Raw genomic sequence first — 23498 nt, forward strand, 5'->3', positions numbered from 1 at the left:
TCTTATCCGTTCGAAACGGCGACCAGGCGGTCGAGCACGGCCTTGGCGCGGCCGCTGTCGATCGCCTCGGCGGCCAGGGGCACGCCGTCGCCGATCGTCGCTGCCTTGCCGGCAACGACGAGGCCGGCCCCGGCATTCATCAGCACCGTGTCGCGATAGGCACCCGCAGCGCCTTCGAGAACCCCGCGCAGTGCAGCGGCATTGTATGCGGAATCGCCGCCGCGCAGTTCTTCGCGTGTGTGCCTGCTAATGCCGACCTGTTCAGGCGACAGCGTGAAGGTGCTGATGACGCCGTCCTGCAGGGCTGCGACATGAGTCTCACCAGTGGTGGTGATCTCGTCATAACCGTCGCCATGGACGACCCAGACGTGCTGGGCTCCGAGTTCCTTCAGCGTTTCGGCAACCGGTTGTACCCATTCAGGCGAAAACACGCCAACCAGCTGGCGGTTGACGCCGGCGGGGTTGGAGAGCGGTCCGAGCAGGTTGAAGATGGTGCGGGTGCCGAGTTCGACGCGGGTCGCGCCGACATGCTTCATCGCCGGATGATGCGCCGGTGCGAACATGAAGCCGACGCCGGCGCCATGGATGCAGCGGCTGATCGCCTCGGGCGTGAGGTCGATGTTGACGCCAAGGGCGGTCAGCACGTCGGCGGCGCCGGTCAACGAGGACAGGCCACGGTTGCCGTGCTTGGCGACAGGAACGCCTGCGCCCGCGATGACGAAGGCCGATGCGGTCGAGATGTTGACGCTGTGCGACCCGTCGCCGCCGGTGCCGACGATGTCGATGGCGTCGTCAGGGGCTTCGACGCGCAGCATCTTGTCGCGCATGGTGGCGACGGCGCCCGATATCTCGCTGACGGTCTCGCCGCGTACGCGCAACGCCATCAGGAAGCCGCCGATCTGGCCGGGCGTCGCTTCGCCCGACATGATGATGTCGAAGGCCTCGCGCGCCTCCTCGAAGGTGAGGGGGGTGCCCGAGGCGACCTTGGCGATATGCGGTTTGAGTGCGCTCATGGCGTTCCCACCGCAAGTGCACGGGTGATCGCCGCCTGGTCGATCGTTGCCTGATACTCGCCCTGGAGCTGGGCGACGATCTGATCGAGCAGGTCGTCCGACATGCCAGAGGCAAACTGCTTCTGCGCGTCCTCCGGCACCGCGCTCTTGTCAGCGCCGGCCGGCTCGAACACTTCGGCGATCTTGAACAGGATCTGCGCGTCGCCGGCAGGAGCGGGGATGATGCCGGTGCCGCCCTGGCCCATGGCAAACATCGCGGAAGCACCCTCGCGGCCGAAATCGGCATCGTCGGCTTCCCGCTTGAGACCGCGCTTGGTCTGCTTTTCGAGCTTGAGCTCGCCGGCGATCACCTCGAGCGAGGCACCGTCCTTCAGCCGCTTCTCCAACTCGTCGGCTTTTGCCTTGAGACGCTTCGTCGCTTCGGCGGCGGTCCAGTCGGCGACGACCTTCTCGCGTACCTCGTCGAGCGAGCGGTCGCGGGCAGGCGTGATCTCGTCGACCTCGTAGAACACGAAACCATTGGTGCCGACATTGAGCGGCGGGTTTTCGGTGCCGGACTCCGCGGTGAAGGCTGCCTGGATCAGGTTGCGTGAGTCCGGCAGATCGTTCACGACGGTACCGTCCGGCCGCTGGCCGGCGCGGTCGATGGCATCGATCGTCACCATCTTGAGCTTCAGCTTGTCGGCGGCAGCCTTCATCGACTCACCGGCGGCGCGGGCGTCCTCGTAGGAGTCATGCACGTCGAGCAGGATGCGGTTGGCTTCGGCCATCGCCAGCTCATTGCGGATCTGGTCCTTGACCTCGTCGAAGGTCTTGACGGCTTCCGGCGTGATCTCGCTGACGCGGACCAGCACCGGGCCGAAGGCGCCCTGGACGACGTCGCTGACCTGGTTGGCCTGCAGCGCGAAGGCGGCGTCGGCGACCGCCTTGTCGGCGATCCTGTCCTTGGTCAGCGTGCCGAGCGCCACGTCCGCGGCAGTCTTGCCCTGGTCGGCGACGACCTTGTCGAATGTCGCACCGCCCTTGATCGCGTCGGACGCAGCCTTCGCCGCATCGGCGCCGAGAACCAACTGGTCGATCTTGCGCGTTTCGGCGGTGGTGAAGTGCGACTTGTTCTTGTCGTAGTCCTGGCGCGCCTGTTCTTCGGTGATGGCAGCCGCGTCCATGATGTCTTCCGGCTCGAGCTTGACGTAGCTCAGCTTGCGGAACTCGGGTGCGGCGTAGTTCCTCTTGTTTTCCTCGAACCAGGCCTTGAGCACGTCATCGCCAGGCGCTGCGATCGGCTCGACGAGCGACTTGGGCAGCGGCAGGTAGTCGATGGTGCGGTCTTCACCGCGGTAAAGTGCGACGGCACGCAGGAAGGTGTCGGGAGCCTCGAGGCCATCGGAAACGGCTTCGACGATCTGCTGGCGGACAGCGACCTGGGCGCGGTTCTTCAGATAGTCCTCGGGGCGCATGCCGATCTGGCGCAGGATGTATTCAAAAGCCTGGCGGTCGAACTTGCCGTCGGCGCCACGGAAGGTCGGGTCGTCCCAGGTGAGTTCGGCGAGGCGGTCCTTGGACAGGCCGAGACCAAGCTTGCGAGCCTGTTCGTCAAGCACCGCACCGGCGACGAGCTGCGAAAGCACCTGGTTGTCGATGCCGAGTGCGTTGGCCTGGTCACGGGTCAGGCGTTGGCCGAACTGCTGCGACATGACGTTCAGCTGGCGGTCATAGGCGAGGCGATATTCAACGCCTGACACGGTCGTGCCGCCGGCCGTGACCACCTGGTCGCCGCCCAACTGGCTCATCATCTGACCCGAGATGCCCCAGATGGCGAAGCTGACGACGAGAAGCAGAAGCAACAGCTTCGCAACCCAGGTTCCAGCAGCACTTCGCATCGATTCGAGCATGTATCAGATCCCGTATACGCGCATTTTCGCATGCGCCTGCATGAACGAAGCGCAATAGCGCCCTTCGCCGCCACTGTCGATTGCTTTGTGGCTTGTTTTTGGTAGTGAGGTTGCCCGAGCGAATATCGATTTCGAGGGAAGAGCACCATGACGCCAGGAATCCGCCCACTTGTTGCCGGCAACTGGAAAATGAACGGCACCAGCAACTCGCTCAACGAATTGCGCGGCATTGCCGGCGGCTTCATGAGCGGCCTCGATGCCGAGACCGACGCGCTTCTGTGCGTGCCGGCAACGCTGCTTTCGCGTGCAGCCGAAATCCTGCACCGCACCCCCGTCAAGACAGGTGGCCAGGATTGTCATGCCAAGGAGAGCGGCGCCCATACCGGCGACGTCTCGGCTGAGATGCTCAGGGATGCCGGTGCCAGCCACGTCATCGTTGGCCACTCCGAGCGCCGCACCGACCACGGCGAAACCGACGAAATCGTCCGTGCCAAGGCGGAAGCGGCATGGCGGGCAGGGTTGGTGGCCGTCATCTGCGTCGGCGAGACCCATACCGAGCGCGAGGGCGGAACGACGCTTCAGGTCCTGTCGCGCCAGATCGACGGCTCCGTGCCTTCGACCGCGACGCCGGTCAACGCCGTCATTGCCTATGAGCCCGTCTGGGCGATCGGCACCGGCTTGACCCCCACCGTGGCCGATGTCGCCGAAGCGCACGCGCATATCCGCGAACGCCTTGCTGCGAAACTGGGTGCCTCGGCCGCCAAAATGCGCATTCTTTATGGTGGCTCGGTCAAGCCGTCCAATGCCAACGAACTTCTGGCTGTCGCCAACGTCGATGGCGCGCTGGTCGGCGGCGCCAGCCTCAAGGCCGCCGACTTCCTCGGCATCGCCGACGCCTACCGCAAGCTCTGATTTCCCCACACGTGACCGTTGCAAAGGCAGCGTGTCACCCCATATTCGGCCGGCGGGCTTGGAAATGCCTAGAAAGCATTGTATTGAGCCGCCTCCGGAGTGCCGGGCGCTATAGGCGCGCGGCACGCCCACGTCACGAAAGATCCCAGGAAGCGCAATGGAAACCGTCCTCATCGTCATTCACTTGATGGTCGTGCTCGCCCTTGTCGGCGTTGTGCTTCTGCAGCGCTCTGAAGGCGGTGGCCTTGGCATCGGTGGCGGATCGGGCTTCATGACGGCGCGCGGCGCTGCCAACGCGCTGACGCGCGCCACCGCCATCCTGGCGACGGTGTTTTTCGTGACGTCGCTGACGTTGTCGATCGTCGCTCGTTACGGTGCTAAGCCGACCGATATCCTCGACCGCGTGCCGACTACCCAGAGTGGAACGACCGGTGGCAAGGGCGTTCTCGATCAGCTCGGCGGCTCGACCGCTCCTGCTGCACCCGCGACCACCACTCCGGACGCCCCGGCATCCGATGGCACGGCACCCGCAACCCCTGCGACTCAGCCTGCCGCACCCGCCGCGTCGGGCACCGAGCAGCCCGCTCCAGCTACGCCGGCCGCCCCTGCGACGCCTCAGGTTCCTAACTAACTATTTACCCTTTGCCGCAACCTGTTGTTGTTTGAACACAGTTGCGGCAAATGCCGCATCAATCACGACAATTCGATTGGTCAACCGGTGGTGCCTCCCTTGAGGCGTCTCCGGCTAATCGATTATAGGAAGGTTGCGGCATTTCGGCGGGGGAGCCTTGGGGGCACCGCGCGTAGTCGCAAGAAAATTTGCGTTAAACGTTCGGGATCCCTTAGCCATGCAGCTCCGCCGCATCCTTTTTGCTGGCCTTTGCGCCACGTTCATGAGCTCGACAGCCTTCGCCGCCACCTCGGCGGGAACGGTTGCGGCACCTCAGCCTGTCGCAAGCGACGTCATCACCGTCGCTGCCAAGAGCGACGCAGCTGAACTCAAGCTGCTCAAGAAAAAGAAGAAGCCGACCGACGAGGACCTGTCGCGAATCAAGGACCTTGAAGCCAAGATCAAGGCCGACAAGGAAGTCGCGCGCCTCAAGATGCTCGAAGCCAAGAAGATGGCGATGCGGGCCGCTGCGAAGGCAAAGGCCGAGCAGGCCCGCGAACTTGCCCGCCTGAAGAAGACCGAAAAGGCGACCACCCAGGTTGCTGCTGCCGCGCCGGCACCCAAGCGCAATCTCCAGCCGCTCGAAGTGATGAAGCCGATCGAGCCGTTTACACCCGACGTTGCTGAAGTGGCTTCCTCCGGCAACAATGGCGAGCTGCGCAGCGAGGGCCAGGATCGGCCGCGCCAGACCGGTCTGCTCGCCGGTATCTTCGGCGGCAGCGCGCCGCAGCAGTCGATGCTGCCGCAGACGCGCGCGCTCGACGCCGTGCTGCAGGCCAAGCAGGCCAAGAAGCAGTTCAAGGTGAAGTCCGACTTCGAGCCGCAGGAAGTGTCGTTCCCCGGCTATGAGCGTGGCCAGATCGTCGTCGATACCGGCTCGCGCTACCTCTATCTGATCGAATCGTCGTCGACGGCGCGCCGCTACGCCATTGCGGTCGGCCGCGAAGGCCTGGAGTTCAAGGGCAAGGCGACGATTGGCGACAAGCAGGAATGGCCGCGCTGGATCCCGACCAAGGAAATGCAGGAGCGCGAGCCCAAGAAGTACGGCCAGTACAAGGACGGCATGAACGGCGGACCGGAAAACCCGCTCGGCGCGCGCGCCATCTACCTTTACCAGGGCAAGAAGGATACCCATATCCGTATCCATGGAACCAACCAGCCGCAGACGATCGGCACAAACTCTTCGAACGGGTGCTTCCGCATGGTCAACGACCATGTCATGGATCTCTACAGCCGCGTGAAGATGGGCTCTGAAGTCATCGTCATGTAAGGCGTTTTCAAAACGCTGATAGCTGGCCGGCGGTCACGCCGGCCTTTTTGTTTGCATGGCCATCCGGCAGCGACACTGAACAGCCAGATAGGGAAAAGTCCGACGCGGCGGATTTTTCTCTGGCGGAATCGATTTGGCCGCGTTAAGCGATGAATCCCATGGCGCGATATGTTTTTATTACCGGCGGCGTGGTCTCTTCCCTTGGAAAAGGCATAGCCGCAGCGGCCCTAGGGGCTCTTCTGCAGGCACGCGGATATCGCGTGCGCATCCGAAAACTCGATCCGTATCTCAATGTCGACCCGGGGACGATGTCGCCTTACCAGCACGGTGAGGTGTTCGTGACCGACGACGGGGCGGAAACCGACCTCGATCTCGGTCACTACGAGCGCTTCACCGGGCGTTCGGCGAACCAGAGCGACAACATCACCACCGGCCGCATCTACAAGAACATTATCGAACGCGAGCGGCGTGGCGACTATCTCGGCGCGACCGTGCAGGTCATCCCGCACGTCACCGACGAGATCAAGAACTTCATCCTCGACGGCAATGACGAGTACGACTTCGTGCTCTGCGAGATCGGCGGCACCGTCGGCGACATCGAAGCGATGCCGTTCCTCGAAGCGATCCGTCAGCTCGGCAACGATCTGCCGCGCAACAACGCGGTCTATGTCCACCTGACGCTGATGCCCTACATTCCCACGGCAGGCGAACTCAAGACCAAGCCGACCCAGCATTCGGTCAAGGAACTGCGCTCGATCGGTATTGCGCCCGACATCCTACTGGTGCGCGCCGACCGCGACATCCCGAAGGAAGAACGCCGCAAGCTGTCGCTGTTCTGCAATGTGCGCGAGTCCGCCGTCATCCAGGCCCTCGACGTCGGCCACATCTACGACGTGCCGCTGGCCTACCATAAGGAAGGTCTGGACTCGGAAGTGCTGGCAGCCTTCGGCATCGACCCGGCGCCCAAGCCCCGTCTCGATCCCTGGCAGAACGTCTCGCAGCTGATCCACAATCCGGAGGGCGAGGTCACCATCGCCGTGGTCGGCAAGTACACGGGGCTCAAGGATGCCTACAAGTCGCTGATCGAGGCGCTGTCGCATGGCGGTCTCGCCAACAACGTCAAAGTCAAGCTCGACTGGATCGAAAGCGAGGTCTTCGAGAAGGAAGATCCGGCACCGTTCCTGGAAAAGGTGCACGGCATCCTGGTGCCCGGTGGCTTTGGCGAGCGCGGCTCGGAAGGCAAAATTCTTGCGGCCAAATTCGCTCGCGAGCGCAAGGTGCCGTATTTCGGCATCTGCTTCGGCATGCAGATGGCCTGCATCGAGGCGGCGCGTTCGCTCGCCGGCATCGAGAACGCCTCGTCGACCGAGTTCGGCTCGACCAAGGAGCCGGTCGTCGGCCTGATGACCGAATGGCTCAAGGGCAACATGCTCGAGAAGCGCAAGGCTTCGGGCGATCTCGGCGGCACGATGCGTCTCGGCGCATTCGAAGCAAAGCTGGCAGAAGGTTCGAAGATCGCCGAGATCTATGGCGATACCGATATCTCCGAGCGTCACCGCCACCGCTACGAGGTCAACATCGACTACAAGGATCGCCTCGAAGAGTGCGGTCTGGTCTTTGCCGGCATGTCGCCTGACGGCGTGCTGCCCGAAACGGTCGAATACCCGGACCATCCCTGGTTCATCGGCGTCCAGTACCATCCGGAGCTGAAAAGCCGTCCGCTGGAGCCGCATCCACTGTTTGCAAGCTTCATCGAAGCCGCCGTTGAACAGAGCCGGCTGGTCTGATCTCTCATGCGCGCCGACGTGAATTCGCCGGCGCGCATTTGGTCCACTCGGTGGCTTACCGTATGACCACCTATGTCGCGCTCCTCTACAGCATCGTCCTTGGCCCTGGCCGGCGCGTCGTCATGTCCGATCTGCGCGACATGGCCACGGCGCTCGGCCTGGAAAATCCACGCACGCTGGTGGCCACCGGCAATCTCGTCTTCGAGGCCGAGGGCAAGACTGTTTCCGCGCTGGAGCGCGAGCTCGAAGCGGGCTTTGCCCTGAAATTTGGCAAGCATGTCGACATCATCATCCGAAATGCCGCTGGCTGGCGGAAGCTTGTGGCGGCCAATCCATTCAAGGCCGAATCCGAACTTCACGCCGATCAGGTGGGTGTCCGCGTGATGCGCCAGCCGGTGAAATCTGAAGTCGTAGAGCGGCTTCGCCCTTATGTCGCCGCCGACGAAAAGCTCACATCCGTCGACGGCGACATCTGGCTCTATTTCTCCCGCAATACCCCTTCGTCCCGGCTGCTTGGCGCGTTGACGCCCAAGCGCGCCGGTGGGGTCGGGACCGCGCGCAACTGGAACACGGTGCGCCGATTGGGCGACATGGTGGCATCGTAGGTGCCACGGGGCAGCTTGCTTCACATCGGGATTTCAGGCACAGCGCAGCCATGACGAAAACCGACAGCCCGCGACCGCTCGACCACGTGGTCCTGCCCACCGGCGACTTGGCATTGGCGCGTGAGCGGCTCACTGCACTTGGCTTCACCGTATCGCCGCAGGGCACGCACCCGTTCGGAACGATCAACTGTTGCGTCTATCTGAGCGACGGCACCTTCCTGGAGCCGCTTGCGGTCGGTGACAAGCCCGCGGCCGACAAGGCGATTGTCGAGGGCAATGCGTTTGTCGCGCGCGATCGCCTTTTCCGAGACGCACATGGCGACGAGGGCTTTTCGGCAGTCGTGTTCGGAACCGGTGATGCCGATGCCGACCATTGCGAGTTCGTGGCGGCAGGCGTATCGGCCGGCAGCCGGCTCGATTTTTCGCGTCCGTTCGTCGACGCCTCAGGCAAGTCTGATCAAGCATCGTTTCGGTTGGCATTTGCCGCCCAGCCGAACGCCGACGCGGATGCCTTCTTTTTCACCTGCGAGCGCGCCAACGCGCCTGCGGTCGACCGGTCAGCGCTTCAAGCTCATGGCAATGGCGCCAGGCGCGTGTTGGCGGTCGAGCTCGCTGCCGGGGATGTGGCTGCGGCGGGCAAGCTGCTCGCAACCGTTGCCCGCAGCAAGGCGGACGACGTCGGCGTGCCGCTTGCAAATGCATCGCTTGCCATCCGTAGCGAGCCGAACGCGCTCGGCATTCGCCTCGAAGCCATGGTCTTTGCCGTCGATGACCTTGCCGCGACAAAGGCGCTTCTTGTCGAACGTACAGTCGCGCACGATCTGGACGGCCAGCGCCTGGTGGTGCCGGCAGCGCCGGGGCAGGGTGCAACCTTCATTTTCGAGGAGCAGAAATGACCAAGCCGAATGCAAATGTGACGGTCGGCACGACCCTCTTCGCCAATGACGCGCCGCTGTCGCTGATTGCTGGTCCGTGCCAGTTCGAATCGCGCCAGCATGCCTTCGACATGGCCGGCAAGCTCAAGGAGCTGACCCAGAAGCTCGGCATCGGCTTCGTCTACAAGTCGAGCTTCGACAAGGCCAACCGCAGTTCGCTGTCGAGCACGCGCGGTGCCGGCCTCAATGCCGCGCTGCCCGTTTTCGCCGACCTGCGCAAGGAACTCGGCGTCACTGTCATCACCGACGTTCACAATGAAGAGCAGTGCGCCATCGTCGCCGAAGTTGTCGACGTGCTGCAGATCCCGGCCTTCCTCAGCCGCCAGACCGACCTGCTCATCGCTGCCGCCAGGACCGGCAAGGTCGTCAACGTCAAGAAGGGTCAGTTCCTGGCACCCTGGGACATGAAGAACGTCGTCGCCAAGGTGACCGGCTCGGGCAACCCGAACGTACTGGTGACCGAACGCGGCACGTCCTTCGGCTACAACACGCTGGTCTCAGACATGCGCGGCCTGCCTGTCATGGCCGATATCGGTGCGCCTGTGATCTTCGATGCCACCCATTCTGTGCAGCAGCCAGGCGGGCTGGGCGCCACGTCGGGCGGCGAGCGCCGCTTCGTCGAAACGCTGGCGCGCGCGGCCGTTGCCGTTGGCGTCGCCGGTGTGTTCATCGAAACGCACGAGGACCCCGACAATTCGACCTCGTCAGATGGTCCCAACATGGTACCGTTCAAGGACATGCCGGCACTGCTCGAACGCCTGATGGCCTTCGACCGCATCGCCAAGGGCTGACCGGCGAACAATAGCCGTCCGCAACTCCAGCTTGAGCCCGGCTCGTGCCGGGCGTAGGCTTGCTTCCGTGACTGAGCATCTCAGCCGGAGAGCCTCCATGTCTGTTGCCCGCGTTACCGAAATCACCTCATCGTCGACCAAGAGTTTCAAGGACGCCATCGAAGAGGGCATCGCGCGCGCCTCGAAGACGCTCAAGAATGTCGAGGGCGCCTGGATCCAGGACCAGAAGGTGGTCGTTGAAAACGGCAAGATCGTTGCCTACCGCGTCAACATGAAGGTGACCTTCATCCTCGCCGACTGATCGCACACACTATCGGGAAATGTTGGAACCTCCACGCCGGGGGCCCGTTACCCCTGCATCCCAACCAACGAGGAGCAGGATCATGACGACCCAGACTGGTCATACCGCAGCCATTCCCGCATCGCGGGTCATCGGTACCAACGTCTACAATGTTGCCGGTGAGACGATCGGCAAGATCGAGGACGTGATGCTCGACAAGCTGTCGAACGGCATCATGTTCGCCGTCATCGGCTTCGGCGGTTTCCTGGGCATCGGCGAGCGCTACCACGCCATCCCGTGGTCGACGCTGGATTTCGACAAGGGCCGCGGCGGCTACGTCGTTCCGTTCTCCAGGGAGCAGCTCAAGGCGGCGCCTTCCTATTCGGTCAACGAACTGACCGAGGATGATGGCCGTCTGGCGCGCGACGCTTCATACCAGCACTATCGTGTCGAGCCCTATTGGCACTGATCGCCGAACAACAAAAAGCCCCGCCGAAGCGGGGCTTTTCTTTTGTGCCGGCGCCTTACCTTGGTGTCGGTAGTATCCGTACCTGCGACACGCCTTGCGGGGGCGGTTGACTGTCGCATGAGGTCAGAAACGCTGCGGCGATGAAGAACAAACTCAAAATACCACTCAACTCGGACATGGCGAAACTCCCTCTGTTTCGCCCCGCGCGCCCGCAGTTTACCCGAAAGTTTGGCCGATGCCTGCCTGTTCGGATGAATTATGATGACAGCGTTTTGTCTAAAGTGAATCCCGCGGCTGACGCAGCGTGATATTTGGCCGCCCGCGATTGCGTTTTCCTGATCTTTGGCTAAGACGGGCGCGGAAATCCAACCGATCCTTCTTTGCGATCAGCTCCCGGGGATGCCTCACATGACAGCAATCATCGACATTATCGGCCGCGAGATTCTCGACAGCCGCGGCAATCCCACCGTCGAGGTGGACGTGGTCCTCGAAGACGGTTCGATGGGCCGCGCGGCGGTTCCGTCTGGCGCATCGACCGGCGCCCATGAGGCGATGGAACTGCGCGACGGCGGCCCGCGCTATCTCGGCAAGGGTGTCGAGCGCGCTGTCGAAGCCGTCAATGGCGAGCTGTTCGAGGCGATCGGCGGCATGGAAGCCGAGAACCAGATCCACATCGACCAGACGATGATCGAGCTCGACGGCACCCCCAACAAGAGCCGCCTCGGCGCCAACGCCATCCTCGGCGTGTCGCTCGCCGTCGCCAAGGCGGCCGCCGAGTCGTCGGGCCTGCCGCTCTATCGTTATGTCGGCGGACCCAACGCTCGCGTGCTGCCGGTGCCGATGATGAACATCATCAATGGCGGCGCGCATGCCGACAATCCGATCGACTTCCAGGAATTCATGATCATGCCGATCGGTGCGCCTTCGCTGCGCGACGCCGTGCGCTGGGGCTCGGAGATCTTCCACACCCTCAAGAAGGGTCTGAAGGAAGCCGGCCACAACACCAATGTCGGCGACGAAGGCGGCTTCGCGCCGAACCTCAAGAGCGCGCAGGCTGCGCTCGACTTCGTCATGGCATCGATCGAGAAGGCCGGCTTCAAGCCTGGCGAGGACGTGGCACTGGCGCTCGATTGTGCCGCGACCGAGTTCTTCAAGGGCGGCAACTACGTCTATGAAGGCGAGAAGAAGACCCGCGATCCCAAGGCTCAGGCCAAGTACCTGGCCAAGCTCGCCGCCGACTACCCGATCATCTCGATCGAGGACGGCATGGCCGAGGACGACTGGGAAGGCTGGAAGTACCTGACAGACATCTGCGGCGACAAAGTGCAACTGGTCGGCGACGACCTGTTCGTCACCAACTCGGCCCGCCTGCGCGACGGCATCAAGATGGGCGTCGCCAACTCGATCCTGGTCAAAGTCAACCAGATCGGTTCGCTGACCGAGACGCTCGACGCAGTCGAGACCGCGCACAAGGCAAGCTACACCGCCGTCATGTCGCACCGTTCGGGTGAAACCGAGGATTCGACCATTGCCGATCTCGCCGTTGCCACCAACTGCGGACAGATCAAGACCGGCTCGCTCGCCCGTTCGGATCGCACCGCCAAGTACAACCAGCTCATCCGCATCGAAGAAGAGCTCGGCAAGCAGGCGCGCTTTGCTGGCAGGTCGATCCTGCGCGGCTGATCCGATGGGCACATCAGGCGGGCGGCAAAGCGAGCGATCAAACAGACTGGCTTGCTGCCTGCTGATGGCTGCCGCCTTCAACTGGCTTCCTGCGTCGCCCGCACTGGCGCAGGACTCGACGGATGGCTTCCGTTCGCCGACCGGCAACATCCAATGCATGTTCTTCGACGACGATGCATCGATACGCTGTAACATCGCCGACAAGACAACGCCATTGCCACCGCGCCCGCAGGACTGCGAACTGGACTGGGGCAATGATTTCGGCCTGGATGAAACGTCGAGACGCGGTGTGCTGATGTGCGTCGGCGACACGATCGTCGGCGACTATCCGGACCTGGCCTATGGCGAAACTTTCGAGCGCGGAGACATCAGCTGCGTCTCCGAGCGCTCGGGCGTGACCTGCATCAACGGGCGGGGCGCGGGATTTGCGCTTTCGCGGGCGCGACAGCGGCTGTTTTGAATCTGACGCGGTTTTTCGTGCGAAACGAGACTGTCGTAACCCGACATTAAGTATGATTGGGCAACAAGGGTGCAAAAGGTTTTTGCGCACCATGTGGACACGCCAGCACAAGCAGACAAACACTGGGCGCCTGATCGTGCCGGCGCTGGCGGTGATGTTCCTGTCCTATTTCGGCTTCCACGCCTATCACGGCGAGTTCGGCATCTATTCCAAGTACCGGCTCGAAGCGCGCGCCGTCGAACTCCAGGCCCGGCTGGACACTGTCAGGGCGCAACGCCTCGACGTCGAACGCCGCGTACACATGCTCCACGATGGCTCGTTGGAGAAGGACATGCTTGACGAGCAGGCGCGCAACGCCTTGAATATGTCCCATGCCGATGAGCTCACCATAATGCGGCCATCCGGTCGCCGGATTAACTGACTTCCAGTTAATCAACAAGAAATCCAACGTTTTTAGACGCTTAACCGCATGCCTGCTATGCATTTTTCCGCATGGCGCAGCGTCACTCACCATGCTAGCGTTTGGACATGGAGAGGAGAGATTATGCATGATCTCCTCATTGTCCGCAAAGAGACGCCACTAGGGAGTGATGCATGGCCACCGCAGCCAAAAAAGCGCCTGCCAAATCTAAATCTGACTCAAAATCCCTTTCAGCACCGGTCACGCCTAAGCCGGTTGATTTCAGCAAGGAACAGGATCTCGCCGCCTATCGCGAGATGCTTCTGATCCGCCGCTTCGAGGAAAAGGCCGGCCAGCTCTACGGCATGGGCTTCATCGGCGGTTTCTGCCACCTCTATATCGGTCAGGAAGCGGTCGTCACCGGCCTGCAGATGTCGCTGATCGAAGGCGACCAGATGATCACCGCCTATCGCGATCACGGCCACATGCTTGCCATGGGTCTGTCGGCGCGCGGCGTTATGGCGGAACTGACCGGGCGTCGGGGCGGCTTGTCGAAAGGCAAGGGCGGCTCCATGCACATGTTCTCCAAGGAAAAGCACTTCTACGGCGGCCACGGCATCGTCGGCGCTCAGGTGTCGCTCGGTACCGGACTGGCTTTCGCCAACCGCTATCGTGAGAACCCGAATGTCTCGGTGACCTATTTCGGCGACGGCGCTGCCAACCAGGGCCAGGTCTATGAGAGCTTCAACATGGCCGCGCTGTGGAAGCTGCCGGTGATCTACGTCATCGAAAACAATCGCTACGCCATGGGCACCGCCGTTACGCGCGCTTCGGCCGAGACGGATTTCTCGCAGCGCGGCGTGTCCTTCAAGATTCCAGGCATCAAGGTCGACGGCATGGATGTGCGCGCGGTCAAGGCCGCCGGCGATCTCGCCACCGAATGGTGCCGTTCGGGCAACGGTCCGATGATCCTCGAGATGGAGACCTACCGCTATCGCGGTCACTCGATGTCTGATCCGGCCAAGTACCGCTCCAAGGACGAAGTGCAGAAGATGCGCTCCGAGCACGACCCGATCGAACAGGTCAAGGCGCGCCTCATCGCCAAGAAGTGGGCCAGCGAAGACGACCTCAAGGCGGTCGACAAGGATGTTCGCGACATTGTGGCTGACGCCGCAGACTTTGCTCAGACCGATCCCGAGCCGGATGCTTCCGAGCTCTGGACCGACATCTTGATCTAAGGGAGGGCGCGAACATGCCGATCGAAATTCTCATGCCTGCGCTCTCGCCGACGATGGAAGAGGGCAATCTGTCCAAGTGGTTGAAGAACGAGGGCGACAAGATCGTCGCCGGCGACGTCATCGCCGAAATCGAAACCGACAAGGCGACCATGGAAGTGGAAGCCGTTGACGAGGGCACCCTCGGCAAGGTCCTGATCGCCGCCGGCACCGAAGGCGTCAAGGTCAACACGCCGATCGCCGTGCTGCTGCAGGATGGCGAAAGCGCTGCCGACATCGGCAAGGGCGCAGCCCCGGCCAAGGCCGAGGCACCTCCCGCTGCAGCACCTGCTGCTGCTCCGGTTGCCGCTGCACCGGTTGCTGCCGCGCCCAAAACCGAAGTCGCTGCCGATCCCGACATTCCTGTCGGCACCGAGATGGTGTCGACGACCGTCCGCGAAGCGCTGCGCGATGCCATGGCCGAGGAAATGCGCCGCGACGGCGACGTGTTCATCATGGGCGAGGAGGTTGCCGAGTACCAGGGCGCCTACAAGATCACCCAAGGCCTCTTGCAGGAGTTCGGTCCGCGTCGCGTCGTCGACACTCCGATTACCGAGCACGGCTTTGCCGGCGTCGGCGTCGGCGCCGCGATGACCGGCCTCAAGCCGATCGTCGAGTTCATGACCTTCAACTTCGCCATGCAGGCGATCGACCAGATCGTCAACTCGGCTGCAAAGACGCTCTACATGTCGGGTGGCCAGATGGGCGCGCCGATCGTCTTCCGTGGACCGAGCGGTGCGGCTGCCCGCGTCGCGGCCCAGCACTCGCAGTGCTATGCCGCATGGTACAGCCACATTCCGGGCCTCAAGGTGGTGATGCCGTACTCGGCAGCCGATGCCAAGGGCCTGCTCAAGGCTGCCATCCGCGACCCGAACCCGGTCATCTTCCTCGAGAACGAAATCCTCTACGGCCATTCCTTCGATGTGCCGAAGCTCGATGATTTCGTTCTGCCGATCGGCAAGGCGCGCATCCACAAGACCGGCAAGGACGTCACCATCGTGTCGTTCGGCATCGGCATGACCTATGCGATCAAGGCCGAGGCAGAACTTCGTGGCATGGGTATCGATGCTGAAATCATCGATCTCCGCACCATCCGTCCGCTCGACTTCGACACCATCATTGCCTCGGTGAAGAAGACCAACAGGCTGATCGTGGTGGAAGAGGGCTTCCCGCAGTCGTCGGTCGGCGACCACATCGCCAACCAGGTGTCGCAGCGTGCCTTCGATCACCTCGACGCGCCTGTCATCACCATCGCCGGCAAGGACGTGCCGATGCCCTACGCCGCCAATCTCGAAAAGCTCGCTCTGCCGAATGTCGGCGAAGTGATCGAGGCGGTCAAAGCAGTCACGTATCGCTGACACGGGCGGGAGGTCATCATGCCGATCAATATCACTATGCCTGCCCTTTCGCCGACCATGGAAGAGGGCAATCTGGCCAAGTGGCTGGTCAAGGAAGGCGACAAGGTTTCGCCCGGCGACGTGATCGCCGAGATCGAGACCGACAAGGCAACGATGGAAGTCGAGGCCGTCGATGAGGGCACCGTCGCCAAGCTGCTGGTTCCGGCCGGCACCGAAGGCGTCAAGGTCAACGCGCTGATCGCCATTCTCGCCGGCGACGGCGAAGATGTCGCGGCTGCGGCCAAGGGCGGCGATGCCGCTCCTGCCAAGGCAGACGCGCCGAAGGCGGAAGCACCTGCTGCCGCGGCACCTGCGGCGGCCGCTGCTGCTCCGGTCGCCGCCGCGCCCGTTGCTGCTCCGGCAGCCAAGCCGGCTGCGACCGACGGCGCTGCAACCTCCAGCGACGGCCGGACCTTTGCATCGCCGCTCGCCCGCCGCATCGCCAAGGATTCGGGCGTCGACCTTTCGGCTGTCACCGGCACCGGTCCGCATGGCCGTGTCGTCAAAGCCGACGTCGAGGCTGCGATCTCGGGTGGCGGCGCCAAGGCTGCTCCTGCTGCCAAGGCTCCGGCCGGTGTTCCGGCTGCAGCACCCGCTGCCAAGGGCATGTCGGACGAACAGGTGCTCAAGCTGTTCGAAGAAGGCAGCTACGAGCTCATCCCGCACGACAACATGCGCAAGACCATCGCGCGCCGTCTTGTCGAGGCCAAGAGCACCATCCCGCACTTCTATCTGACGCTCGACTGCGAGATCGACGCGCTGCTGGCGCTCCGCGCCCAGCTCAACGCAGCGGCGCCGGTGCGCAAGACCGAAAAGGGCGACGTGCCGGCCTACAAGCTGTCGGTCAATGACATGATCATCAAGGCGATGGCGATGGCCCTGACGGCCGTTCCTGACGCCAATGTGTCATGGACCGACCAGGCCATGGTCAAGCACAAGCACGCCGACGTCGGTGTCGCCGTGTCAATCCCGGGCGGCCTGATCACCCCGATCATCCGCCAGGCCGACATCAAGACGCTGTCGGTCATTTCCAATGAAATGAAGGACCTTGCCAGCAGGGCCCGCAACCGCAAGCTCAAGCCTGAGGAATATCAGGGCGGCACAAGTGCCGTCTCCAACCTCGGCATGTTCGGCATCAAGGACTTCTCGGCCGTCATCAACCCGCCGCACGCCACCATCCTGGCGGTCGGCGCGGGCGAGGAACGGGCGGTCGTCAAGAATGGCGAGATCAAGATCGCCAATGTGATGTCGGTGACGCTGTCGACCGACCACCGCGCCGTCGACGGTGCGCTTGGCGCCGAACTGCTCTCGGCCTTCAAGCGCTTCATCGAAAACCCGATGGGCATGCTGGTGTAGTTTCCCCATTTCCCCTCCCTGCAAAGGGAGGGGATTCGAGGACTTCAATCATGAAGACTGTGCTTTGTTATGGCGACTCGCTGACCTGGGGCTATGATGCCGCGGGTCCGGGCCGTCACGCGCTTGAAGACCGCTGGCCAAGCGTGCTGCAGGCCGAACTGGGCGAGGGCGTCGACGTCATCGCCGAAGGGCTGAACGGCCGCACGACTGCCTTCGACGACAACCTTGCCGCTGCCGACCGTAACGGTGCGCGGCTTCTGCCGACCATCCTCGGCACCCATGCGCCGATCGATGTCGTCATCATCATGCTCGGCGCCAACGACATGAAGCCCTGGATCCACGGCAACCCGCTGGCCGCGAGGCAGGGCATGGCGCGCCTCGTCGCCATCGTGCGCTCCTACGACCACGGCATGGGCCATGCCGCGCCAGAAATCCTGCTGGTGTCGCCGCCAGCTGTCAGCCGCACAGAAAATGCCGAATATAAGGACATGTTCGCCGGCGGTGACGAGGCCTCGAAGCAGCTTGCCCCTCTTTATGCGGCGCTCGCCGACGAGGTCGGCTGCGGCTTCTTCGACGCCGGCTCCGTTGCCGGGACGATACCGCTCGACGGCGTGCATCTCGATGCCGAAAACACGCGGGCCATCGGCCACGCCATTGCGCCGATCGTGCGCGTGATGCTGGAGCTTTAGAGCTTGGCCGGCGTTATCACCATCCGCAGGGCCGAGCGGCGCGACGCTGCCGAACTGGCCATCCTTGTCGACCTGTCGTCGCACGGGCTGGCGTCGTGGCTTTGGTACGGCGCGGTGCTCGAAGGCACGACGCAGACAGCACTCGAACATGGCCGCAACCAGCTGCGTTGCGACGACGACCGTGCCGGCTGGACGAATGCCAGCCTTGCACTGGTCGATGACGAGATCGCCGGCCTGGTGATCGGCCATGTCGTCGAGCCTTCCTTTGCCGAAGAGAACGCACCGCACCCGGTGTTCGAGCCGATCCTCGTGCTTCAGCAAAGGACGATCGGCCACTGGTTCATCGACAGCGTCGGTGTCTACCAGCACCATCGTGGACATGGCATCGGCCGAAAGCTCGTCGACCACGAACTCGCCCGCGCCGGCACCCGACCGGTCAGCCTGATCACCGAAAGCGATAACGACGTGGCGCTCGGCCTCTACAAATCCTGCGGGTTTGAGGAAATCGCGCGCCAGCCATCCGTATCGACCGAGACCTACAGCAAGCAACACGACTGGGTGCTGCTCACGCGCAGCGCGACCTGAACAAGAGGCACACTCATGGCTGACAACTACGACGTCATCATTATCGGCTCCGGCCCCGGCGGCTATATCGCTGCGATCCGCGCTGCCCAGCTCGGCCTCAAGACTGCGGTTGTCGAGCGCGAGCATCTCGCCGGCATCTGCTCCAACTGGGGCTGCATCCCAACCAAGGCGCTGCTGCGCTCGGCCGAAGTGCTGCATCTCGCCGAGCACGCCAAGAATTACGGCCTGAAGCTCGAAGGCTCGATCTCGCCCGACCTCAAGGCCATCGTCGACCGGTCGCGCGGCATTGCCCAGCGGATGAATGGCGGCGTCGGCTTCCTGATGAAGAAGAACAAGGTCGACGTCATCTGGGGTGAGGCGAAGCTCACCAAGCCCGGTCAGATCGTTGTTTCCAAGTCGTCGAAAAAGCCGATGGAGCCGCAGGCGCCGCTGCCCAAGAACACATTGGGCGAGGGCACATACTCGGCCAAGCACATCATCGTCGCCACCGGCGCCCGTCCGCGCGCGCTGCCCGGCATCGAGCCGGATGGCAAGCTGATCTGGACCTATTTCGAGGCGATGGTGCCGCCGGAGATGCCGAAGTCGCTGCTGGTCATGGGGTCAGGCGCCATCGGCATCGAATTCGCCTCGTTCTATCGCACGATGGGCGTCGAGGTGACAGTTGTCGAAGTGATGCCGGCCGTCATGCCTGTGGAAGACGCCGAGATCTCGGCCTTCGCCAAGAAGCAGTTCGAAAAGCAGGGCATGAAGATCCATCTCGAGGCCAAGGTCACCAAGGTCGAGAAGGGCGCCAATTCGGTTACCGCCCATGTCGAGATGAAGGACGGCAAGATCGAGAAGATCACCGCCGACCGCATGATCTCAGCCGTCGGCGTGCAGGGCAACATCGAAAACATCGGCCTCGAAGCGCTCGGCGTGAAGACCGACCGCGGCTGCATCGTCATCGACGGCTACGGCAAGACCAATGTACCGGGCATCTATGCCATCGGCGACGTCGCTGGTCCGCCCATGCTGGCGCACAAGGCCGAGCACGAGGCCGTCATCTGTGTTGAGAAGATCGCCGGTCTGCCCAACGTGCATCCGATGGACAAGCTCAAGATTCCGGGCTGCACCTACTGCAACCCGCAGGTCGCTTCCGTCGGCCTGACCGAAGCCAAGGCCAAGGAGACCGGGCACGACATCCGCGTCGGCCGCTTCCCCTTCGTTGCCAATGGCAAGGCGATCGCGCTCGGCGAGGACCAGGGCATGGTCAAGACCATCTTCGACAAGAAGACCGGTCAGTTGCTCGGCGCGCACCTCGTCGGCGCCGAAGTGACCGAACTGATCCAGGGCTTTGTCGTGGCGATGAACCTCGAGACGACGGAAGAAGAGCTGATGCACACCATCTTCCCGCATCCGACGATCTCGGAAACGATGAAGGAAAGCGTGCTCGACGCCTATGGGCGTGCGCTCAACGCATGACCGATACGCATCGGCGCGCCTGTTGCGACGCGCCTGATGGAACTATATCAGCAGAACGTCCGCGAGTGGCCGGAGACGACTGATGGAACAGAGTTACGGAATCATGGGCATGCCGGGCGTCGGTTTCTTCGGCATGCTGCTCATCGGCTTCCTTGCCGGCTACGTCGCCGAGCGCACGATGAATCGTGACCACGGCTTCCTGACCAACATCCTCGTCGGCATCGCCGGATCGTTTGTCGGCGGCACTCTGGCGGGGCTGCTCGGTATCAATTATTACGGCTTCATGGGCAATCTGATCGTCGCCATCGCAGGTGCGGTCGTCGTGCTCTGGATTTTCGGCCGCTCGCAAGCGCGTCGGCCTTGATAGGATATACTGATGGTCACTGTGCTTGATCTCAAAGACCGTCCGCGCGCGCGGCACCCGGAAAAGGCCCACCGGCCCGATCAGGAGGTTCTGCGCAAGCCGGACTGGATCCGTGTCAAGGCGCCGGTGTCGCGCGGCTATCAGGAAACGCGCGAGATCGTGAAGTCGCACAAGCTGGTCACCGTCTGCGAAGAGGCCGGCTGCCCCAACATTGGCGAGTGCTGGGAAAAGAAGCACGCAACCTTCATGATCATGGGCGAAATCTGCACCCGCGCCTGTGCGTTCTGCAATGTCGCCACCGGCATCCCGACGGCGCTCGACCCGAACGAGCCAGAGAGCGTGGCCAAGGCCGTCGCCCAGATGGGCCTGACCCACGTGGTCATCACTTCGGTCGACCGCGACGATCTGGCCGACGGAGGTGCCCAGCATTTTGCCGACGTGATCCACGCCATCCGCCGGCTGACGCCGAGCACGACCATCGAAATCCTGACGCCCGACTTCCTGCGCAAGGAAGGGGCGCTCGAGATCGTCGTTGCCGCGCGCCCCGACGTCTTCAACCACAATCTGGAAACGGTGCCGTCGAACTATCTGACCGTTCGCCCCGGTGCGCGCTACTTCCACTCGATACGCCTGCTGCAGCGGGTCAAGGAACTCGATCCCTCGATCTTCACCAAGTCCGGCATCATGGTCGGGCTCGGCGAGGAGCGCAATGAAGTGCTGCAGCTGATGGACGACCTGCGCAGCGCCAATGTCGACTTCATGACCATCGGCCAGTACCTGCAGCCTTCGAAGAAGCACCATCCGGTCAAGAAGTTCGTGACGCCTGATGAATTCCAGTCCTACGCCACGGTCGGCAAGTCCAAGGGCTTCCTGCTGGTTGCCTCGAGCCCGCTGACGCGCTCGTCGCATCATGCCGGCGATGATTTTGCCAAGCTCCGCGCCGCGCGCGAAGCGCTGCTCGCGAAAAAGGCCTGATCAGCGCCGGATGCCAAAATTCGAAACCACCCGCCACGTCGGCCACCCGCCGGACAAGATGTTCGCCCTGGTTGCCGATGTGGAGAAGTATCCCGAATTCCTGCCGCTTTGCGAGGCACTCTACGTCCGCTCACGGCGCGAGCGCGATGGACGTGAGATTCTCGTGGCCGACATGACCGTCGGCTACAAGGCATTCCGCGAGACTTTCACCACCCAGGTGCTGCTCACGCCTGACGAAAACACCATCGACGTCAAATACCTCGATGGCCCGTTCCGCTATCTCACCAATGAATGGAAATTCGTCCCAGCGCCCGACGGCGGCTCCGGCGTCGAATTCTTCATCGACTATGAGTTCAAGAACCGCATCCTCGGCGCCCTGATGGGCACCATGTTCGACCGCGCCTTCCGCATGTTCGCCGAAGCCTTCGAGAAGCGCGCCGACGCGATCTACGGGCCCGCGAAACCGGCCTGACCGATGGCCCGCAGGCCCAATCCCAGTGCCGTCCTCACCGTCTCGCGGCGGATGAAATCGCGCCCCTTGTCTTGGAAGATTCGAAACTCCGCTTCCACGGGCGCGCCTGTGCGCGCGACACCGAACCAGACGAGCCCGACCGGCTTTTCGGCCGAGCCGCCGCCGGGGCCGGCGACACCTGTTACCGCAAGCGCCAGGCTGGCACGTGAATGGGCAAGCGCACCCACTGCCATTTCAAGCGCCGTTTCGCGCGACACCGCGCCGTGGGCGCCGAGCGTCGCCTCGGAGACGCCGAGCATCTCCATCTTCGCTTCGTTGGAATAGGTGATGAAGCCGCGGTCGACGACGGCCGACGAGCCGGCAATGTCGGTCAAGGCAGCGATGATCATGCCGCCCGTGCAGCTTTCGGCCGTTGCGATCATGATGCCCTGGGCAAGGCAAGCGTCGAGCAGGGCCGAGGCGAGGGCGGTGTCGCTCATTCCGGCAGCTCTCCAGGATAGACCACGCTTGCGGTCGCAATCGCGGCGATGCCTTCCTCGCGCCCGATGAAGCCCAGCTTCTCGTTGGTCGTGGCCTTGATCGAGATGCGCTCGGGCGCGATGCGCAGCATGTCGGCGAGCGCCGTCGTCATCGCCGCGCGATGTGGGCCGACCTTCGGCGCCTCGCAGATCAGCGTGACGTCGGCATTGGCGATACGGCCGCCGCGAGAACGCACGATCGCCGCCGCGTGTTCGACGAACTGGCGTGACGCAGCGCCCTTCCACTGCGGGTCGGATGGAGGGAAATGGGTTCCGATGTCGCCGGCACCGCAGGTGGCCAGCAGCGCGTCGGTCAGTGCATGCAGCCCGACATCGGCGTCGGAATGGCCATTCAGCTTCTTCGAATGCGCAATCTTCACGCCGCACAGCCAGACATGGTCGCCCGGTTCGAACGAATGCACGTCATAGCCGTTGCCGGTGCGGACGTCGGGAAAGCTTGGTGCGTGGCCGGAAAGGCGCTGGTCGGCCATGGCGATGTCCTTAGCCCAGGTGAGTTTGACGTTGTCGGGCGAGCCGAGTACCAGACGAACCGGGATGCCTGCCCATTCGGCGATGGCGGAATCGTCGGTGAAATCGCTGCGGCCGGCCTCGAAGGCGCGCTGGTGCGCGGAAAAGATCGGCTCGAACGGAAAGCCCTGCGGCGTCTGCGCCGAATGCAGGCCCGCACGCGGCACGGTTTCGGCCACGGTGCGGTCGAACGCTTCTTTCTTGAGTGTGTCGGAAACCGGCAGTGACGGCAACGAGCCGTGACTGGCGTCGATGCCCGATATGGCGCGGTCGATGACCTCGGCGCCGATGAACGGCCGGACCCCGTCATGGATCAGTACGGCCTGCGGCCTGGCGTCCTGCAGGGCGATGAGTGCAAAGCGTGTCGAATCCTGGCGCGTGGCGCCGCCTATGACTGTGGTGACGCGCGCGGCAAGTTCCCCCGTCGCCGCTGCAAAAAGCTCGCCATCGTCGGCGTGGATGGCGACCGCGATCGGCCCGACCCTGGGGTGGTCGAGAAATGCCTTCAGCGTGTGCCAGATCACCGCCCTGCCGCCGATCCGGCGATATTGCTTCGGACCGTCAGCCTGGCCGGCGCGTTCGCCGCGCCCGGCTGCCACGACCACGACGGCGACCTTCGAATTCTGCTGGTTGGGCAACGGCTTCGGATTCATGAGAGAGGCTTAGCCGCGAGGCCTGCGGAAGGCCAGAGGAATCCAGAAAGCGCCGCATT

General features: G+C 63.2%; 25 protein-coding genes. 21 read left to right on the forward strand and 4 right to left on the reverse strand.

The features are described from left to right. Window positions 1–2 precede the first annotated feature (2 nt). Both trpD and DY201_RS14935 read right to left on the reverse strand, forming a co-directional pair. Window positions 3–1013, reverse strand: a complete 1011-nt coding sequence (gene trpD, locus DY201_RS14930; RefSeq protein ID WP_115731869.1) for an anthranilate phosphoribosyltransferase — start codon at window positions 1011–1013, stop codon at window positions 3–5. Then, on the reverse strand, window positions 1010–2905 hold the full coding sequence (locus DY201_RS14935) for a SurA N-terminal domain-containing protein (RefSeq protein ID WP_115731870.1): 1896 nt from the start codon (window positions 2903–2905) through the stop codon (window positions 1010–1012). Before DY201_RS14935 ends, trpD begins: the two co-directional genes overlap by 4 nt. A gap of 147 nt (window positions 2906–3052) precedes the next feature. Here DY201_RS14935 and tpiA point away from each other — a divergent pair, with 147 nt between their 5' ends. From tpiA to DY201_RS15040, 21 genes are all read left to right on the forward strand, one after another. After that, window positions 3053–3817 carry a triose-phosphate isomerase gene (gene tpiA / locus DY201_RS14940; protein WP_115731871.1) on the forward strand — a complete coding sequence of 255 codons (765 nt, stop codon included), beginning with the start codon at window positions 3053–3055 and terminating at the stop codon, window positions 3815–3817. Between the two features lie 157 nt (window positions 3818–3974). Next, window positions 3975–4448, forward strand: a complete 474-nt coding sequence (secG, locus tag DY201_RS14945) for a preprotein translocase subunit SecG (RefSeq protein WP_115731872.1) — start codon at window positions 3975–3977, stop codon at window positions 4446–4448. Window positions 4449–4710: 262 nt separating this feature from the next. Then, complete coding sequence (locus DY201_RS14950; RefSeq protein WP_342635196.1) at window positions 4711–5757, forward strand: L,D-transpeptidase; 1047 nt, start codon at window positions 4711–4713, stop codon at window positions 5755–5757. A gap of 149 nt (window positions 5758–5906) precedes the next feature. After that, on the forward strand, window positions 5907–7544 hold the full coding sequence (locus tag DY201_RS14955) for a CTP synthase (RefSeq protein WP_115731874.1): 1638 nt from the start codon (window positions 5907–5909) through the stop codon (window positions 7542–7544). A 62-nt stretch (window positions 7545–7606) separates the two neighbouring features. Beyond that, window positions 7607–8149, forward strand: coding sequence for a DUF1697 domain-containing protein (locus tag DY201_RS14960; protein ID WP_115731875.1), 543 nt, complete (start codon window positions 7607–7609; stop codon window positions 8147–8149). 50 nt (window positions 8150–8199) lie between these two features. After that, window positions 8200–9045, forward strand: coding sequence for a VOC family protein (locus tag DY201_RS14965; protein WP_115731876.1), 846 nt, complete (start codon window positions 8200–8202; stop codon window positions 9043–9045). Then, window positions 9042–9875 carry a 3-deoxy-8-phosphooctulonate synthase gene (kdsA, locus tag DY201_RS14970; RefSeq protein WP_115731877.1) on the forward strand — a complete coding sequence of 278 codons (834 nt, stop codon included), beginning with the start codon at window positions 9042–9044 and terminating at the stop codon, window positions 9873–9875. The genes DY201_RS14965 and kdsA overlap by 4 nt, the downstream gene beginning before the upstream one ends. 97 nt (window positions 9876–9972) lie before the next feature. Next, a complete protein-coding gene (locus tag DY201_RS14975; RefSeq protein WP_115731878.1) occupies window positions 9973–10176 on the forward strand; it encodes a dodecin family protein in 204 nt (67 codons plus the stop codon). Window positions 10177–10258: 82 nt separating this feature from the next. After that, window positions 10259–10624: a PRC-barrel domain-containing protein gene (locus DY201_RS14980; protein WP_115731879.1), complete on the forward strand. Its 366-nt coding sequence runs from the start codon at window positions 10259–10261 to the stop codon at window positions 10622–10624. A 408-nt stretch (window positions 10625–11032) separates the two neighbouring features. Next, the gene (gene eno / locus DY201_RS14985) at window positions 11033–12307 is read left to right on the forward strand and encodes a phosphopyruvate hydratase (RefSeq protein ID WP_115733811.1); all 1275 of its coding nucleotides are present in this window, start codon (window positions 11033–11035) and stop codon (window positions 12305–12307) included. Between the two features lie 64 nt (window positions 12308–12371). Beyond that, on the forward strand, window positions 12372–12767 hold the full coding sequence (locus DY201_RS14990) for a DUF6636 domain-containing protein (protein ID WP_115731880.1): 396 nt from the start codon (window positions 12372–12374) through the stop codon (window positions 12765–12767). A 91-nt stretch (window positions 12768–12858) separates the two neighbouring features. Then, window positions 12859–13188 (forward strand): FtsB family cell division protein, encoded by a 330-nt coding sequence (locus DY201_RS14995; protein WP_115733812.1) that lies wholly within the window; start codon window positions 12859–12861, stop codon window positions 13186–13188. 173 nt (window positions 13189–13361) lie between these two features. Next, complete coding sequence (pdhA, locus tag DY201_RS15000; protein ID WP_115731881.1) at window positions 13362–14405, forward strand: pyruvate dehydrogenase (acetyl-transferring) E1 component subunit alpha; 1044 nt, start codon at window positions 13362–13364, stop codon at window positions 14403–14405. A 14-nt stretch (window positions 14406–14419) separates the two neighbouring features. Beyond that, window positions 14420–15799: a pyruvate dehydrogenase complex E1 component subunit beta gene (locus DY201_RS15005; protein WP_115731882.1), complete on the forward strand. Its 1380-nt coding sequence runs from the start codon at window positions 14420–14422 to the stop codon at window positions 15797–15799. Between the two features lie 18 nt (window positions 15800–15817). Beyond that, a complete protein-coding gene (locus DY201_RS15010) occupies window positions 15818–17194 on the forward strand; it encodes a pyruvate dehydrogenase complex dihydrolipoamide acetyltransferase (RefSeq protein WP_115731883.1) in 1377 nt (458 codons plus the stop codon). A gap of 50 nt (window positions 17195–17244) precedes the next feature. Beyond that, on the forward strand, window positions 17245–17883 hold the full coding sequence (locus DY201_RS15015; RefSeq protein WP_115731884.1) for an SGNH/GDSL hydrolase family protein: 639 nt from the start codon (window positions 17245–17247) through the stop codon (window positions 17881–17883). Window positions 17884–17886: 3 nt separating this feature from the next. Beyond that, the gene (locus tag DY201_RS15020; RefSeq protein WP_115731885.1) at window positions 17887–18468 is read left to right on the forward strand and encodes a GNAT family N-acetyltransferase; all 582 of its coding nucleotides are present in this window, start codon (window positions 17887–17889) and stop codon (window positions 18466–18468) included. A 15-nt stretch (window positions 18469–18483) separates the two neighbouring features. After that, on the forward strand, window positions 18484–19929 hold the full coding sequence (gene lpdA, locus DY201_RS15025; protein WP_115731886.1) for a dihydrolipoyl dehydrogenase: 1446 nt from the start codon (window positions 18484–18486) through the stop codon (window positions 19927–19929). Between the two features lie 82 nt (window positions 19930–20011). After that, complete coding sequence (locus DY201_RS15030) at window positions 20012–20293, forward strand: GlsB/YeaQ/YmgE family stress response membrane protein (protein ID WP_115731887.1); 282 nt, start codon at window positions 20012–20014, stop codon at window positions 20291–20293. Between the two features lie 12 nt (window positions 20294–20305). Continuing rightward, window positions 20306–21268 (forward strand): lipoyl synthase, encoded by a 963-nt coding sequence (gene lipA / locus DY201_RS15035; RefSeq protein WP_115731888.1) that lies wholly within the window; start codon window positions 20306–20308, stop codon window positions 21266–21268. Between the two features lie 10 nt (window positions 21269–21278). Next, the gene (locus DY201_RS15040; protein WP_115731889.1) at window positions 21279–21740 is read left to right on the forward strand and encodes a type II toxin-antitoxin system RatA family toxin; all 462 of its coding nucleotides are present in this window, start codon (window positions 21279–21281) and stop codon (window positions 21738–21740) included. On the opposite strand, the gene DY201_RS15045 is transcribed toward DY201_RS15040, so the two are convergent. Together DY201_RS15045 and DY201_RS15050 are read right to left on the reverse strand one after the other, a co-directional pair. Next, the gene (locus tag DY201_RS15045) at window positions 21716–22219 is read right to left on the reverse strand and encodes a CinA family protein (RefSeq protein WP_115731890.1); all 504 of its coding nucleotides are present in this window, start codon (window positions 22217–22219) and stop codon (window positions 21716–21718) included. The two genes, DY201_RS15040 and DY201_RS15045, sit on opposite strands and share 25 nt — an antisense overlap. Further along, window positions 22216–23439 carry a bifunctional 2-C-methyl-D-erythritol 4-phosphate cytidylyltransferase/2-C-methyl-D-erythritol 2,4-cyclodiphosphate synthase gene (locus DY201_RS15050; RefSeq protein ID WP_115731891.1) on the reverse strand — a complete coding sequence of 408 codons (1224 nt, stop codon included), beginning with the start codon at window positions 23437–23439 and terminating at the stop codon, window positions 22216–22218. The genes DY201_RS15045 and DY201_RS15050 overlap by 4 nt, the downstream gene beginning before the upstream one ends. Window positions 23440–23498: the final 59 nt, after the last annotated feature.

The organism is Aminobacter aminovorans (assembly GCF_900445235.1).
GTDB lineage: Bacteria > Pseudomonadota > Alphaproteobacteria > Rhizobiales > Rhizobiaceae > Aminobacter > Aminobacter aminovorans.

Bases quoted from the DNA above. Each gene is read 5' to 3' on its own strand.
- DY201_RS14990 (WP_115731880.1), top strand. From the start codon at position 12,372: ATGGCTGCCGCCTTCAACTGGCTTCCTGCGTCGCCCGCACTGGCGCAG.
- DY201_RS15040 (WP_115731889.1), top strand. From the start codon at position 21,279: ATGCCAAAATTCGAAACCACCCGCCACGTCGGCCACCCGCCGGACAAG.
- eno (WP_115733811.1), top strand. From the start codon at position 11,033: ATGACAGCAATCATCGACATTATCGGCCGCGAGATTCTCGACAGCCGC.
- DY201_RS14995 (WP_115733812.1), top strand. From the start codon at position 12,859: ATGTGGACACGCCAGCACAAGCAGACAAACACTGGGCGCCTGATCGTG.
- DY201_RS15010 (WP_115731883.1), top strand. From the start codon at position 15,818: ATGCCGATCAATATCACTATGCCTGCCCTTTCGCCGACCATGGAAGAG.
- DY201_RS15045 (WP_115731890.1), bottom strand. From the start codon at position 22,219: ATGAGCGACACCGCCCTCGCCTCGGCCCTGCTCGACGCTTGCCTTGCC.
- tpiA (WP_115731871.1), top strand. From the start codon at position 3,053: ATGACGCCAGGAATCCGCCCACTTGTTGCCGGCAACTGGAAAATGAAC.
- lipA (WP_115731888.1), top strand. From the start codon at position 20,306: ATGGTCACTGTGCTTGATCTCAAAGACCGTCCGCGCGCGCGGCACCCG.
- secG (WP_115731872.1), top strand. From the start codon at position 3,975: ATGGAAACCGTCCTCATCGTCATTCACTTGATGGTCGTGCTCGCCCTT.
- DY201_RS14960 (WP_115731875.1), top strand. From the start codon at position 7,607: ATGACCACCTATGTCGCGCTCCTCTACAGCATCGTCCTTGGCCCTGGC.
- pdhA (WP_115731881.1), top strand. From the start codon at position 13,362: ATGGCCACCGCAGCCAAAAAAGCGCCTGCCAAATCTAAATCTGACTCA.
- DY201_RS15015 (WP_115731884.1), top strand. From the start codon at position 17,245: ATGAAGACTGTGCTTTGTTATGGCGACTCGCTGACCTGGGGCTATGAT.
- DY201_RS14975 (WP_115731878.1), top strand. From the start codon at position 9,973: ATGTCTGTTGCCCGCGTTACCGAAATCACCTCATCGTCGACCAAGAGT.
- DY201_RS14955 (WP_115731874.1), top strand. From the start codon at position 5,907: ATGAATCCCATGGCGCGATATGTTTTTATTACCGGCGGCGTGGTCTCT.
- kdsA (WP_115731877.1), top strand. From the start codon at position 9,042: ATGACCAAGCCGAATGCAAATGTGACGGTCGGCACGACCCTCTTCGCC.
- DY201_RS14965 (WP_115731876.1), top strand. From the start codon at position 8,200: ATGACGAAAACCGACAGCCCGCGACCGCTCGACCACGTGGTCCTGCCC.
- DY201_RS14980 (WP_115731879.1), top strand. From the start codon at position 10,259: ATGACGACCCAGACTGGTCATACCGCAGCCATTCCCGCATCGCGGGTC.
- lpdA (WP_115731886.1), top strand. From the start codon at position 18,484: ATGGCTGACAACTACGACGTCATCATTATCGGCTCCGGCCCCGGCGGC.
- DY201_RS15005 (WP_115731882.1), top strand. From the start codon at position 14,420: ATGCCGATCGAAATTCTCATGCCTGCGCTCTCGCCGACGATGGAAGAG.
- DY201_RS14935 (WP_115731870.1), bottom strand. From the start codon at position 2,905: ATGCTCGAATCGATGCGAAGTGCTGCTGGAACCTGGGTTGCGAAGCTG.
- DY201_RS14950 (WP_342635196.1), top strand. From the start codon at position 4,711: ATGAGCTCGACAGCCTTCGCCGCCACCTCGGCGGGAACGGTTGCGGCA.
- DY201_RS15030 (WP_115731887.1), top strand. From the start codon at position 20,012: ATGGAACAGAGTTACGGAATCATGGGCATGCCGGGCGTCGGTTTCTTC.
- DY201_RS15050 (WP_115731891.1), bottom strand. From the start codon at position 23,439: ATGAATCCGAAGCCGTTGCCCAACCAGCAGAATTCGAAGGTCGCCGTC.
- trpD (WP_115731869.1), bottom strand. From the start codon at position 1,013: ATGAGCGCACTCAAACCGCATATCGCCAAGGTCGCCTCGGGCACCCCC.